At 71.7% G+C, this 13,418-nt stretch carries 11 protein-coding genes and 2 pseudogenes; 5 read left to right on the top strand and 8 right to left on the bottom strand.

Features of this window, described 5'->3' with window-relative positions; translation table 11 throughout:
* A partial coding sequence (locus tag JNW87_RS24265; protein WP_238454447.1) for an N-acetyltransferase occupies positions 1–427 on the top strand: 427 nt, incomplete at its 5' end.
* Positions 428–538: 111 nt separating this feature from the next.
* On the opposite strand, the gene JNW87_RS24260 is transcribed toward JNW87_RS24265, so the two are convergent.
* The 3 genes from JNW87_RS24260 to mshB all read right to left on the bottom strand — a co-directional run bounded on the left by JNW87_RS24260 (position 539) and on the right by mshB (position 2,455).
* Positions 539–1,000 (bottom strand): hypothetical protein, encoded by a 462-nt coding sequence (locus JNW87_RS24260; RefSeq protein ID WP_109801775.1) that lies wholly within the window; start codon positions 998–1,000, stop codon positions 539–541.
* Between the two features lie 79 nt (positions 1,001–1,079).
* Positions 1,080–1,514 (bottom strand): hypothetical protein, encoded by a 435-nt coding sequence (locus JNW87_RS24255; protein WP_109801788.1) that lies wholly within the window; start codon positions 1,512–1,514, stop codon positions 1,080–1,082.
* A 17-nt stretch (positions 1,515–1,531) separates the two neighbouring features.
* On the bottom strand, positions 1,532–2,455 hold the full coding sequence (gene mshB / locus JNW87_RS24250; protein ID WP_109801774.1) for an N-acetyl-1-D-myo-inositol-2-amino-2-deoxy-alpha-D-glucopyranoside deacetylase: 924 nt from the start codon (positions 2,453–2,455) through the stop codon (positions 1,532–1,534).
* A gap of 86 nt (positions 2,456–2,541) precedes the next feature.
* On the opposite strand from mshB, the pseudogene JNW87_RS24245 reads away from it, so the two are divergent.
* Positions 2,542–4,688: pseudogene (locus tag JNW87_RS24245) on the top strand (prolyl oligopeptidase family serine peptidase).
* Between the two features lie 84 nt (positions 4,689–4,772).
* On the opposite strand, the gene JNW87_RS24240 reads toward JNW87_RS24245, so the two are convergent.
* From JNW87_RS24240 to JNW87_RS24220, 5 genes are all read right to left on the bottom strand, one after another.
* Positions 4,773–6,518: an ABC transporter substrate-binding protein gene (locus JNW87_RS24240; protein ID WP_109801772.1), complete on the bottom strand. Its 1,746-nt coding sequence runs from the start codon at positions 6,516–6,518 to the stop codon at positions 4,773–4,775.
* Positions 6,519–6,621: 103 nt separating this feature from the next.
* Positions 6,622–7,608: an ABC transporter permease gene (locus JNW87_RS24235; protein WP_109801771.1), complete on the bottom strand. Its 987-nt coding sequence runs from the start codon at positions 7,606–7,608 to the stop codon at positions 6,622–6,624.
* Between the two features lie 12 nt (positions 7,609–7,620).
* Entirely contained in the window at positions 7,621–8,622 is a 1,002-nt protein-coding gene (locus JNW87_RS24230) for an ABC transporter permease (protein WP_109801770.1), read from the bottom strand.
* Positions 8,619–9,680, bottom strand: coding sequence for an ABC transporter ATP-binding protein (locus tag JNW87_RS24225; protein ID WP_109801769.1), 1,062 nt, complete (start codon positions 9,678–9,680; stop codon positions 8,619–8,621). Before JNW87_RS24225 ends, JNW87_RS24230 begins: the two co-directional genes overlap by 4 nt.
* Positions 9,677–10,780 (bottom strand): ABC transporter ATP-binding protein, encoded by a 1,104-nt coding sequence (locus JNW87_RS24220; protein ID WP_109801768.1) that lies wholly within the window; start codon positions 10,778–10,780, stop codon positions 9,677–9,679. Before JNW87_RS24220 ends, JNW87_RS24225 begins: the two co-directional genes overlap by 4 nt.
* A gap of 237 nt (positions 10,781–11,017) precedes the next feature.
* Between JNW87_RS24220 and JNW87_RS24215 the strand changes: the two genes are divergently transcribed.
* The 3 genes and pseudogenes from JNW87_RS24215 to JNW87_RS24205 all read left to right on the top strand — a co-directional run.
* Positions 11,018–11,566, top strand: coding sequence for a Uma2 family endonuclease (locus JNW87_RS24215; protein WP_109801787.1), 549 nt, complete (start codon positions 11,018–11,020; stop codon positions 11,564–11,566).
* 33 nt (positions 11,567–11,599) lie between these two features.
* On the top strand, positions 11,600–13,036 hold the full coding sequence (locus JNW87_RS24210; RefSeq protein ID WP_109801767.1) for a TldD/PmbA family protein: 1,437 nt from the start codon (positions 11,600–11,602) through the stop codon (positions 13,034–13,036).
* A 35-nt stretch (positions 13,037–13,071) separates the two neighbouring features.
* Positions 13,072–13,418 (top strand): annotated as a pseudogene (locus JNW87_RS24205) (TldD/PmbA family protein); the annotation flags it as partial.

The following is a 13,418-nucleotide window of genomic DNA, read 5'->3' as shown; positions in this document are numbered from 1 at the left end:
ACCCGCGCCGGCCCGCGCCGGCCTGCCGCCGGTCGAGCTGGCCGCCGCGCCGTCGGACGACTGGCTGGCCGTCGCCGCCGGCCGCAATGGCGGCCTGCCGGACGCCGCCCGGCACGTGCTCACCGCCGTGGACCGGGTCCGCTTCGCCCAGGTGTACGCCGACGGCAGGCTGGTCGCCGTCGGCCGGGGCACGGTCACCGGGCAGGGGCGCTGGCTCGGCCTGACCCTGATCGAGGTGCTGCCCGAGGCGCGTCGGCAGGGGCTGGCCAGCCGGGTGCTGCGGTCGCTGGTCGACTGGGGCACGACGCAAGGGGCGAGCCACGCCTTCCTCCAGGTCGAGCAGCGCAACACCCCGGCGGTGGCCCTCTACCGGGGTCTCGGCTTCACCACCCACCACACGTACCTGACCCGCGTCGCCCCCGCCTGAGCCCGCGGCGCGACCCGCCGCCTCGATTCATGATCGTCTGCTGTGCAGTGGGCCGGCCGACGGCGCGGCGGGCCCCTCAGCAACAGACGATCATGGCGCTGTGTGTGGGGGTCAGCGGCGGACGACGCGGCGCGGCTTGGCAGCCTTGAGCTGGGCGTACCGCTTGAGTTGCTGGGAGCGGTAGTCGCGGCCGAGCGCGGTGAGGATCAGGTAGCCGACCAGGACGCCCGCCCCCGCGGCGGCGAGGTAGAGCCAGATCTGGGCGAAGAAGAGCCCGGCGCCACCGCCGAACGGGTTCTCGCCGACCAGCAGCGAGGCGACGAACACGGTCAGCGCCAGCGCCACGCCCACCGCAGCGGCGAGCTCACCGGCCCAGCGGCCCACCGGACGGTCGCGCCCCCAGCGGAACGCCAGCGCGGCGAGGATCAGCCCGATCACCACGAACATCACCAGGGACACCCGGTCGGCGGCGCTGTCGTCGCCCTCGAAACCGAACCTGATGACCAGCCGGGCCAGCACGTTGACCGCGAACAGCGCCATCGCGAGCACGCCCACCGCGCGCCACCGCCCCATCGCACACCTCCGCCGTACGCCCGCCGGAGCGGCGGGACTTCTGGCAGGAATGTCTACCACCGCAACCTGTGTGCCGTCATCACCCGTGGTGCCGGGCCGGTGGCGCGAGGATCTGCCGGAAGCCCATCACCGCGAACGTCATCGCCCCGGCGACGATCATCGCCAGCCCGACCCAGTTGTCACCGGAGACCAGCAGGTCCCCCTCGGTGGTCCGGACCGAGGCCACCGCCATCAGCGCGAACCACGGCACGGCGGGCAGCACCACCGCCCACCGGGTGCCGACCGCCTCGTGGGCGAACCAGCTCAGCGCGATGCCGGCGCCGATCGCCACCAGCGCCGACACGCCGATCAGCTGACCGCCCACCCGCACGGTGGAGAGCAGCAGCTCCAGCACCGCCGAGAGCACCCCGGCGAGCACGGCGATCAGGCCACCGGCGACCCGCAGCGCGAGGTCGACCGCCGGCCGTGGGCGCGCGGGCGGCGGCGCCGGCTCCTGCTCGGGTACGACCGACATCGACGCGGTCGGCAGGGTCACCGGAGGCCGGCCGCCGCGACCGGGGACCGGTCCGGCCCGTTCAGCGCCAGCCCGGCGAACAGGTCGTCCTCCCAGCCGTACGGGCCGTTGCCCGGACCCTTCTCGCCGACCGCCAGGGTGAAGTACTCGACGCCCATGAACTCGGCGCCGAAGTTGCCGGCGATCGAGTAGAGCCAGGAGGTGGCCGGAATCTGGGTGGCGTGCGCCCGCATCGCCGCCTCCTTGGCGGTGTGCTGGTCGGTGGCGTCCATCCGGGCGGCGATCTCCGGGTCGGGGGTGCCGAAGGGCAGCTCGTCGACGCTCTCGATGCCGGCGAAGGGGTTGTCCGAGGCCTCGACGAAGTGCTCCAGGCCGGCCGCCAGCACACTGCGCGGCATGGCCGTCCAGTAGACCTTCGCGGGGGCGAAGCCCCCGACGGCGGCGAGTTCCACCGCCCGCATCGCCACCCGGTGCGCCTGGATGTGGTCCGGGTGCCCGTAGAAGCCGTTGGGGTCGTACGTGATCATGACCTGCGGGCGTACCTCGCGCATGATCTCCACCAGGTGCCCGGCGGCCTCGTCGACGTCCGCCTGCCAGAAGGCGCGGGGGTGCTCGTTGGTGGCGAGCCCCATCATCCCCGAGTCGCGGTAGCGGCCGGCGCCGCCGAGGAAGCGGTGGTCGGTGATGCCGAGCGCGGCGCAGGCGGCGGCGAGCTCGCCGATCCGGTACCCGCCGAGCTGGTCGGCCTCGGCCGCGGCGAGCTGGGCCAGCTCGGGCACGTGGATCTCGCCCTCCTCGCCCAGCGTGCAGGTCACCAGGGTGACGTGGGCCCCGGTCGCGGCGTAGTGCGCCATGGTCGAACCGGTGCCGATGGACTCGTCGTCGGGGTGCGCGTGGACCAGCAGCAGGCGGCGGTCGGGCAGGGTCGTCACGACCGTCACTCTAACCGTCGTCCTCCGCCGACCGAGCCTGACGCGTCCACCCAGGTCGGCCACATCACGCCCGATGCGGCTCTACGATCCGAACTGTGGACTTTCCCGAGCTGGCCGCCCGTACCCGCCGGTTCAGCCACGGGGCGCCGCGCGCCGTCTCCGTCGCCGACGACGGCTCCCGGGTGATCTTCCTGCGCTCGTCCGGTCCGGAGGACCCCGCCGACGCGCTCTGGCTGCTGGACGTCGCTTCCGCCGAGGAACGGCTGGTCGCCGACCCGGCGACCCTGCTCGAGGCGGACGCCGACCCGGCCGCGCTGGCGCCGGGCGAGCGGGCGCTGCGCGAACGGCTGCGGCTCAGCGCCGCCGGCATCGGCTCGTACGCCCTGGACGCGGCCGGCCGGATCGCGGTGTTCCCGCTGGCCAGCCGCCTGTTTCGGGCGGACCTGGTGCACGGCGACGTGGTGGAGGTGGCCACCGTCGGCCCGGTGATCGACCCCCGTCCGGATCCGACCGGGGAACGACTGGCCTACGTCACCGACGCCGCCGAGGGGGTGCGCCGGGGGCAGCTCCGGGTGGTCGAGTCCGACGGCACGGACACCCTGCTGGCCGGCGAGGACAGCGGCGTCACCTGGGGTCTGGCCGAGCACATCGCGGCCGAGGAGTTCGACCGCTTCCGCGGCTACTGGTGGGCGCCGGACGGGCGCTCGGTGCTGGCCGCGCGGGTGGACGAGTCTCGGCTGCCCCACTGGCACCTGCACGACCCGGCCGATCCGGCGAGCCCGCCGACGACCATCGCGTACCCCCGCGCGGGCGGGCAGAACGCCGAGGTCAGTCTGCACCTGCTCGACCTGGACGGCGGCTGGGTCGACGTGCACTGGGACCGCGAGACCTACCCGTACCTGACCTCGGTGGACTGGGCGGACGGCGGGCCGCTGATCACCGTGCTGCGCCGGTCCCAGCAGCACGGCCTGGTGCTCGCGGTGGACCCGCGTACCGGGGAGACCCAGGTGCACGCCGAGCTGGCCGACCCGCGCTGGGTGGAGCCGATCCCCGGCACCCCGGCCCACCTGCCGGACGGGCGGGTGCTGGTGGGCGGGGAGCTGGCCCACGACGGGTACGACGCCCGCTGCCTGTTCGCCGACGGCACCCTGCTCACCCCGCCGTCGCTCTACGTACGCCGGGTGGTGGGCCGGCTGCCGGCGGGCCCGAACGGCCCGGCGGACCTGTTGGTCGAGGCGAGCGAGGGCGAGCCGAGCCAACGGCACCTGTTCCGGGTCCGCACGGCGATCGGCGGCGGCGTGGACGCCCGCCGGTTGAGCGGCGACCCGGGTTGGCACACGGCCGCGATCGGTGCGCGACGCTGGCGGTCGGCACCGCGTCGCTGGAGCACCCGGGGACCAGGTGGTCGGTCTGGCACGAGGACCGGGAGGTGGCGCGGCTCCGCTCGCTGGCCGCCAACCCGCCGTACGCGCCGAGGCCGACCCTGGTCCGGGTGACCGACCGGCGGCTGCCGACCGCGGTGCTCTACCCGACCGACCACGTGAAGGGCACCCGGCTGCCGGTGCTGCTGGACGTCTACGGCGGTCCCGGGCACCAGGAGGTGATCTCGGCCCGGGGGGCCTGGCTGGAACGGCAGTGGTGGGCCGACTCGGGCTTCGCGGTGGTGACGATCGACAACCGGGGCACCCCGGGGATCGCGCCGTCGTTCGAGAAGGCGATCCATCGGCGGCTGGCCGACGTGATCCTGGCCGACCAGGTGGACGCGCTCACCGCCCTGGCGGGCAAGCATCCGGACCTGGACCTGGACCGGGTGGCCGTGCGGGGCTGGTCGTTCGGCGGCTGGCTGGCCGGGCTGGCGGTGCTGCGGCACCCGGAGCTGTTCCGCTGCGCGATCGTCGGCGCGCCGGTCACCGACTGGACGCTGTACGACACCGCCTACACCGAGCGTTATCTCGGCCTGCCGGAGGACGGGATGGACGTGTACGCCCACCACTCGCTGGTGGAACTGGCCGCCGAGCCGGTCGGCGCCCCGGAGCAGGCCCGGCCGATGCTGCTGGTGCACGGCCTGGTGGACGACAACGTGCTGGCCGCGCACACGCTGCGGCTCTCGGCGGCGCTGCTGGCCGCCGGCCGGCCGCACGCGGTGCTGCCGCTGACCGGGGCGACCCACATGGCGACCGGCGGCACCGCCGAGCGCCTGCTCAAGCTGGAACTGGACTTCCTCCGCACCCACCTGCGGTGAGGAGCGCCCCGTCGACGAGAAGGGCCCGCGGATGCGACCGCCCCCGGCCGACGACGCTGTCGGCCGGGGGCGGTCCGTGCGGTGTTACTGCTTGACGTAGGCGTCCACGAAGCTGGGCCAGCCGAAGATGCTGCCCACGAAGACCCCGCCGGCCTTCTCGCCATGGGCGACGGAGACCACCTCGTTGTACAGCGGCACGGCCGGCGCCGACTCCTTCATGAGCCGCTCGTCCAGCTTGCTCCACTCGTCGGCCTGCTTCGCCGGGTCGAGCGCGAGCACCCGGTCGAACTCGGCGTTGATGGCCTCGTTGTTGAGCTGCGACGTGTTGCTGTTGCCCTCGGCCTTGATGTTGCGGCCGTCGAAGAGCACCGGCAGGATCGAGGCGCCGCTGGGCCAGTCAGCCGCCCAGGAGTCGACCCAGATGTCCCACGGGTTGGTCTTCTTCTTCACCGCGTCGAGGTAGCCGTCCTCGGGGATCGGCTTGATGGTGACCGTGAAGCCGGCCTTCTCCAAGGCGTTCTTGACCTGGGTCGCCGTCTCCTGCGACGGGGTGTCGTCGGAGGTGCCGAGCACCAGGCTGACACTCTTGCCGGCGAGCACCTCCTTCGCCTTCTCCGGGTTGCCGCTCTCGCCGGCCGGGTACACGTCGGACTTCTGGTAGCCGAGCGTGGTGGGCGGCAGCAGCGTGGTGAGCGGCACGGCGCCGTACGGGCCGCCGAGGTTCTTGGTGATGCTGCTGCGGTCGATCGCGTAGTTGATCGCCTGCCGCACGGACAGGTCCGTGACCCGCGTGGTGTTGATGCTCAGCCGGTACGCGTTCGGCGTGGCGGCGACGATCATCCGCTCCTTGAGCTTGGCGTCGCCGGTGACCTTGGCGATCAGCTCGGACGGGACTCCGCCGGTGGCCACCGCGGCGGCGTCGTTGCCGGTGCCGGCGAGCACGCGGTTGGTCTGGGTGGCGTTGTCCGCGCCGAAGGACCAGATGAACTTGTCCGGGTACTGGTGGCGCACCGGGTCGGTCGCCGGGTCCCAGTTCGGGTTGCGCTCGAGCACCATCTCCACGCCCGGCGTGTGCTTGGTGATCTTGTACGGCCCGGACGAGAACGGCTGCTGGTCGAGGTTGACGCCGGTGTCCTTGTCCGCGGGCAGCGGAGCGGTGGCCGGCAGCGACACGGCGAACGGCAGGTCGCAGCGGGGCTTGTTGAACTCGAAGCGCAGCGTCCGCTCGTCCGGCGTGCTCAGCCCCGGCGGCAGCGACGTCTTGTTGGCCTTGAAGTTCCACTTGGTGTCGTACTGCGGGCTGTCGGCCAGCCACTCCTGCAGGTAGGTCGGGCCGCCGGTGAGGTCCGGGTCGAAGGAGCGGGCGATGCCGTACGCGATCTCCTTGGCGGTGATCGGCCGGCCGTCCTCGAACTTCACCCCCTGCTTGATCTTGAACTCCCAGACCTTGCAGTCGTTGTTCACGTTGGTGCCGGGGGTTTCGGCCAGGTCGCCGACCAGGGTGACGTTGCCCTTGCCGTCGTCCTTGAAGGTGGTGAGGTAGCGGGCGTAGAGCTGGCTACCCATCAGACCGGCGAACGAGTAGACCCGCTGCGGGTCCAGGTGGGAGATCTTGTTCTCGCGCAGGATGTAGAAGGTCCCACCCTTGGCCGCGCCGGCCACCTCCGGCGCCGGACCGAGGGAGTCCTTGGGGTCGGTCGCGATGGCGCCGGTGCGCGGCTTGTTGCTGTCCACGCTGTCGGCGTTGTCGCCGGTGTTCTTGCTGCACGCACCGAGGGCAACCGCCAGTGCGATCGCACCGCCCATGGCGGTGACGAGTCTTGCTCGCATACTCACTCCTCCGGGATCGCCATTGAAGGAAAGCTTCGCCTAGCTTTCGTTCGCCGTAAATTTCGAGCAGGTAACGGGGCCACAACGATCGGCACCCGGGAGGTCAGCCGAGGCGTACCCGGGGGTCGATGAACGCGTAGAGCAGGTCGACGACGACGTTCGCGACGACCACGAAGAGCGCGGAGATCAACACGGTGGCCATGATGGTCGGAAGGTCCCCCTGGCGGACCGCCTCCACCGCGGTACGGCCCAGCCCCTGGATCCCGAAGGTCGTCTCGGTGATCACCGTGCCGCCGAGCGCGCCGCCCACGTCCAGACCGGCGATCGTCACGATCGGCGTGATCGCCGCCCGCAGCGCGTGCCGCCCGTAGACCTGCCGCTTCGGCATGCCCTTGGCCCGGGCCGTCCGGACGAAGTCCTCGGAGAGCGTCTCCAGCATCTGCGCCCGCGACAACCGCGCGTAGATCGCGGAGAAGAGCAGCGCCAGGGTGACCCAGGCCAGCACGAGCCCCCGCGCCCACTCCACCGGGTTGTCCACGAGGGGCGTGTACCGCGGCGTCGGCAGGATCTTCAGGGTATAGACGAAGATCAGCAACAGCACGGCACCGACGAAGTAGAGCTGCAACGAGGCGAACGTCAGGGTGAGCCCGATCGAGACGCGGTCGAGCAGCGAACCTCTTCGCAATGCCGAGATCATCCCCAGCCCGACCCCGAGGGCGAGCCACAGCACCGCCGCCGGGATGACGATGTTCAACGTCACCGGCAGGACCCGGGCGAAGGTGTCGCTGACCGCCTCGCTGTTGACGTAGGAGTAGCCGAGACAGGGCGCCTCGCACTTGCCGCCCTGCGCGCTGCCCAGGTCGCGGCCGACGAAGATGCCCTTCATGTAGTTGGCGTACTGCTCCGTCCTCGGGTCGTTCAGCCCCAGCTCGGTACGCACCCGTTCCAGGCGCTCGGCGTTGCAGTTCTTCGGGCACATGCCGGTCACCGGGTCGCGGGGCAGCGCGAAGAACATCAGGAAGCTGACGACGCTCACCGCGAACAGCACCGAGACCGCCAGCAGCACCCGCTTCAGCAGGAAGCGCATCATGCGCAGTACCCCTTACCGTGACGACTTCGGGTCGAGCGCGTCGCGGAGCGCATCGCCGAAGAGGTTGAACGCCAGCACGAGCGCGAAGATGGTGATGCCGGGGAAGAAGACGTAGGCCGGGTCGGTCTGCAGGTAGTCGATGCTGCGATAGATCATCCGGCCGAAGCTCGGCACCGACTCGGGAAGTCCGATGCCGAGGAAGGACAGCGCGGCCTCGCCGGTCACGTACGCCGGCACCGCGAGCGAGAACGAGACCAGGATCGGGGCCCAGATGTTCGGCAGCAGTTGCCGGAAGAGCATGTGTCCCAGCCCGGCCCCGCTAGCCCGGGCCGCCTCCACGAACTCCCGCTCGCGCAGCGACACCACCTGTCCGCGTACCAGCCGGGCGGTGCCGGTCCAGCCGAACGCGGCGAAGACCACGATCAGCGTGGTGACCGCGAACCAGGTCGGCACCGCGTCCCGGGGGCCGTAGAAGCGCAGCGAGAACGTCGGCACCACGGCCAGCGCGAAGACGAGGAACGGCATCGCCAGGGCGACGTCGGTGACCCAACCGATCACCGAGTCGATCACCCCGCCGAGGTAACCGGCGAGGATCCCGAGCACCACCCCGATCGTCGCGGTGACCAGCGCGGCGCCGAGCGCGATCAGCAGCGAGGTGCGGATACCGAAGATCATCCGGATGAAGATGTCCCGGCCCAGGCCCGGTTCGAGCCCGAACCAGTGGTCGGCGTTGACCCCGCCGACGTAACCGAGGGGCATGCCGGTGGTGTCCAGCAGGTCACCGAACTGCTCGTTCGGCGACACCCCGTAGAGCCGCTGGACCAGTGGCGCCGCCACCGCCAGCAGGACGAACAGGGCCAGCACCACGCCGCTGACCAGCGCGGTGCGGTCGCGCCGCAGCCGGCTCCAGACCAGTTGGCCCGGTGAGCGACCGACGAGGGACTTCTCCTCGGGACCCGTGCCGGTGGACTCGATCTCGGCCAGTGCCACGCCCTCGACCGGGGACATGCTCATTTCGACACCTCCTCGGCGGTCTCGCCGACCGGCCCGGCCGAACTCGCGCCGGCCCGCGCGGGGTCCGGGCTCGCGCTCGGGCTGATCGTTCCCGTCTCCGGGAAATGACAGGCGGTGGCCTGGTTGCCGCCGCGCGGCACCAGTGCCGGTTCCTCGGTCGCGCACCGCTCCTGGGCCTTCCAGCAGCGGGTGCGGAAGCGGCAGCCCGACGGCGGGTTGAGCGGGGTGGGCACGTCCCCGGTGAGCCGGATCCGGCCGGTCGGGCCGAGGGTGGTCACGTCGGGGATCGCCGACAGCAGCGCCCGGGTGTAGGGGTGCTGCGGGCGCTGGTAGATGTCGTCGCGGTCACCGATCTCGACGATCTTGCCCAGGTACATCACCGCGACGCGGTGGCAGAAGTGCCGGACCACGGCCAGGTCGTGGGCGATGAACACGAACGCCAGATCCAGGTCCCGTTGCAGATCCCGCAGCAGGTTGATCACCTGCGCCTGGATCGACACGTCCAGGGCGGAGACCGGCTCGTCGGCGACGATCAGCTTCGGCCGCAACGCCAGGGCGCGGGCGATGCCGATGCGCTGGCGCTGCCCGCCGGAGAACTCGTGCGGGTACCGGTTGTAGTGCTCCGGGTTCAACCCGACCAGCTCGAGGAGTTCCTGGACCCGCTTCCTGACCCCACCGGGCGGGGTGATGCCGTTGACCTGCAGCGGCATCGCCACGATCCGGCCGACCGTGTGCCGGGGGTTCAACGACGCGTACGGGTCCTGGAAGATGATCTGCAGGTCCTGCCGCAACGGCCGCAACTCGCCCCGCCGGGCGTGGGTGATGTCCCGCCCCGCGAACTCGATACTGCCGGCCGTCGGCTCCAGCAACCGCACCAGCATCCGCCCGGTGGTGGTCTTCCCACAGCCGGACTCCCCGACCAGGCCCAGGGTCTCCCCGGGCCGGACGTCGAAGTCCAGGCCGTCGACCGCCCGCACCAACCCGGTGGTGCGGAAGCCACCGCGCACCGGGAAGTGCTTCGCCAGACCTCGCACCCGCAGCAGCGGCTCCTCGCTCATCGCGCCACCCCCACCTGTGCCACGTCCTCCTGGTAGAGCCGGGTGCGCTCCTCGGCCGGCAGGTGGCAGGCGACCAGGTGCCCGTCCTCCCCGGCCGGGCGCAACTCGGGCACCTCGGTGGTCGACCGGTTGCCGTTGCGGCCGGCGTAGCGGCAGCGCGGGTGGAACGCGCACCCCGACGGCAGATTGATCAACGACGGCGGATTGCCCGGAATCGGCACCAGGTCCGCGTCCGCGTCACCGCGCAACGACGGCACGCTCGACAGCAACCCCCACGTGTACGGATGCTGCGGCCGCCGCAACACCTGCGCCACACTCCCGTGTTCCACCGCCCGACCGCCGTACATCACCAACACGTCGTCGGCCACCTGCGACACCACACCCAGGTCATGGGTGATCAGAATGATCGCCGAATGAAACTCCGCCTGCAGATCAGCCAGCAGATCCAAGATCTGCGCCTGCACCGTCACGTCCAGCGCCGTCGTCGGCTCGTCCGCGATCAGCAGATCCGGATCGTTGACCAGGGCCATCGCGATCATCGCCCGCTGCCGCATCCCACCCGAGAACTCATGCGGGTACTGGTCGAACCGCCGCGCCGGCTGCGGAATCCCCACCCGCCCGAGCATGTCCACCGCCCGCTGCCGGGCCTCCCGCTTCCCCGCCTTCGGGTGGTGCACCCGGTACGCCTCGGCGATCTGCCTGCCCACCGTGTAGTACGGGTGCAAGGCCGACAACGGGTCCTGGAAGATCATCGCCATGTCCCGGCCGCGCAGCCGGCGTACCTCCTCCTCCGGCAGGCCGACCAGCTGGCGACCGCCGACGAAGATCTCGCCGGTGATGCTGGCGCGCTTGGCGTTGTGCAGGCCGAGGACGGCCAGGGAGGTGACGCTCTTGCCCGAGCCGGACTCGCCGACGATGCCGAGCGTGCGGCCCCGCTCGACCGCGAACGACACCCCGTCGACCGCGCGCACCACGCCGTCCTCGGTGTCGAACCGGACCCGCAGGTCGTTCACCCGCAGGTAGGGCCCCTCGCCGGAGCGCTGCTCCGGCACTTCGGGGCGGTCCGGTTCCCCGGACGGCGCCGACTCCGACCTGCCCACGACCGCCTCCCTCAGTAGTGAAGAGAACCTACAGCAAAGTCCTGAGGGCGAAAATAAGCTACAAGGCGGGAGCTGTCAGCGGGGCTCAGCGTAACGACTCGGCATCGGCCATGAACAGCCCTCACCTGGACATTCACCGCCACAACTCGATGTCGTCCCGCGTCGGTCGCACGTCGGATGCGACCATGGTCGGGGTAACCACGTGAAGATTCCCGCCGACACGAGGTGGAGGTGACCATGACCGCGGCGGTGTTCGGCCACGACGGACCGTGGACCGAAGAGGAGTACCTCGCCCTCGGCGAGACGCAGCAACGCGTCGAACTCTTCGACGGGAGCCTCCACGTGACCCCAGCCCCCACCCCACGGCACCAGAACATCTCCGGCGAGTTGCGGGCGGCACTGCGCCTCCCCGCGCGCGCGGCCGGGTTGCACGTGCTCGAAGCGGTCAACGTACGGCTCCGGCCCGGCCGCATCCCGATTCCCGATCTCGTCATCACCGGCCCCATCGACTTCGACGAGCTCAACGTCGAGGCCAGGGACGTGCGGCTGGTCTGCGAGATCATCTCGCCCAGCAACGCGGCCACCGACAAGGTGCTCAAGATGCACTACTACGCCGCCGCGGGCATCGAATGGTATCTGTTGATCGAGCAGGAGAACGGCACCCTGCATCTCCACCGTCGGCACCACAGCCACTACAAGGAGCAGTCGGTGACCAAGCCCGGCCAGGTCCTGGAGCTGACCGAGCCGGTGCGGGCGACGATCCGGCCGGAGGATCTCGTCCCCTGACGGATGTCGGTCGGCTCGCCTAGGGTCGGTCGCATGACCGAGTTCGACGCGGCGACCGCCGCCGTCCAGGCCGCCCTCGACGCGGGCGCCCGGTACGCGGACGCCCGGGTGATGCACCGCCGCTACGAGTCGATGTCGGCCCGCAACGGCGACATCGAGGAGCTGACCCAGGACGAGAGCATCGGGCTGGGCGTCCGGGCGCTGGTCGGGTCGAGTTGGGGCTTCCACGCCGTACCGGACCTGTCGGACGCGGCGGCCCGGGACGCCGGCCGGCGCGCCGCGCGGATAGCCGCCGCGAGCGCGGGGGTTCCCGGCCCACCCATCGACCTGGTCCCCGTCGAGGCGACCACCGCGAGCTGGGCCTCGGACTGTGCCGTCGACCCGCTCGGCGTGCCCCTGTCGAACAAGGGCGACCTGCTGGTGCGGGCCACCGCGACGATGCGGGAGCACGGCGCCGACCTGGCCGAGGGGCTCTACCAGATCTGGGACACCGCCAAGTGGTTCGTCTCCAGCGAGGGGCACCGGATCGACCAGCGGATCCGGGAGTGCGGCGGCGGCATCTCGGCCACCTCCATCGGCGACGGGGAGACGCAGCGCCGCTCCTACCCCAGCTACCGGGGCCAGTACGGCACCACCGGCTGGGAGCTGGTCACCTCGCTCGACCTGGCCGCGCACGCCGCCCGGATCGCCGAGGAGTCCCGGGAACTGCTCACCGCCCCCGAGTGCCCGAGCGGCGAGACCGACCTGATCCTCGGCGGCGAGCAGCTCGCGCTGCAGATCCACGAGTCGGTCGGGCACGCGATCGAGCTGGATCGGATCCTCGGCTGGGAGGCCGCCTTCGCCGGCACGTCCTGGCTGGACCTGGCCCAGCTCGGCACGCTGCGCTACGGCTCGGAGCTGATGAACGTCACCATCGACCCGGCGCTGCCCGGCGCGCTCGGCAGCTTCGGCTACGACGACGAGGGCTCCCCGGCGGTGAAGCGGGACGCGGTCCGCGAGGGGCGGTGGGTGGGCGTGCTCGCCGGCCGGGACTCGGCCGCCGTCGCCGGTCTCGACCACGGCGGCAGCGTACGCGCCGACGGCTGGGCCCGGCTGCCGATGGTGCGGATGACCAACGTCGGCCTGGAGCCCGGCCCGCACACGCTCGACGAGATCATCGCCGCCACCGACGACGGGGTGCTGATGGACCTCAACCGTTCCTGGTCAATCGACGACAAGCGGCTCAACTTCCAGTTCGGCTGCGAGATCGGCTGGGAGGTGAAGAAGGGCCGGCGCGGGCGGATGCTGCGCAACCCGACGTACACCGGGATCGGCCCGCTCTTCTGGCGGTCGATGGACATGCTCTCCAGCGAGATCGTCCCGTGGGGCACGCCGAACTGCGGCAAGGGTCAACCCGGCCAGACCGGCCACACCGGCCACCCGGCCGCCCCGGCCCGGTTCCGCAACGTCCGGGTGGGGGTGCGGGCGTGAACGACCACTCGGCCGACCGGCAGAAGGGTGCGGGAATGACCGAGCTGGACGTCGCCGGTCAGGTGGTGGAGCTGGTCCGCCGGCTCGCCGGGCCGCAGGCGCAGGCCGAGGTGGTCGCGAACCGGTTCGAGCTGGCGCTGACCCGGTTCGCCAACTCCTTCATCCACCAGAACGTCGCCGAGTCGGCGATCGGGGTGCGGCTGCGGCTGCACGTCGACGGCCGGACCGCCGCCGGCAGCGGCAGCGTGGCCACCCCCGACGGGCTGCGCGCCCTGGTGGAGCGGACGCTGACCGCGGCGCGGCTCGGCCCGCCCGACCCGGCCTGGCCGGGGCTGATCCCGCCGTCGGCGGTGCCGCCGGCCGGCGACTGGGACGAGGCCAC

The organism is Micromonospora sp. ATA51, assembly GCF_016802855.1.
Classification (GTDB): Bacteria; Actinomycetota; Actinomycetes; order Mycobacteriales; family Micromonosporaceae; genus Micromonospora; species Micromonospora sicca.
The sequence above is the reverse complement of the archived record's forward strand: the minus strand, read 5'-3'. Positions and strand labels throughout refer to the sequence as shown.

What these genes read in the sequence shown, in the direction of transcription:
- JNW87_RS24260 (WP_109801775.1), bottom strand. Translation starts at nt 1,000, where the DNA reads ATGGGGCGGTGGCGCGCGGTGGGCGTGCTCGCGATGGCGCTGTTCGCG.
- JNW87_RS24255 (WP_109801788.1), bottom strand. Translation starts at nt 1,514, where the DNA reads ATGTCGGTCGTACCCGAGCAGGAGCCGGCGCCGCCGCCCGCGCGCCCA.
- JNW87_RS24240 (WP_109801772.1), bottom strand. Translation starts at nt 6,518, where the DNA reads ATGCGAGCAAGACTCGTCACCGCCATGGGCGGTGCGATCGCACTGGCG.
- JNW87_RS24235 (WP_109801771.1), bottom strand. Translation starts at nt 7,608, where the DNA reads ATGATGCGCTTCCTGCTGAAGCGGGTGCTGCTGGCGGTCTCGGTGCTG.
- JNW87_RS24230 (WP_109801770.1), bottom strand. Translation starts at nt 8,622, where the DNA reads ATGAGCATGTCCCCGGTCGAGGGCGTGGCACTGGCCGAGATCGAGTCC.
- JNW87_RS24225 (WP_109801769.1), bottom strand. Translation starts at nt 9,680, where the DNA reads ATGAGCGAGGAGCCGCTGCTGCGGGTGCGAGGTCTGGCGAAGCACTTC.
- JNW87_RS24215 (WP_109801787.1), top strand. Translation starts at nt 11,018, where the DNA reads ATGACCGCGGCGGTGTTCGGCCACGACGGACCGTGGACCGAAGAGGAG.
- JNW87_RS24210 (WP_109801767.1), top strand. Translation starts at nt 11,600, where the DNA reads ATGACCGAGTTCGACGCGGCGACCGCCGCCGTCCAGGCCGCCCTCGAC.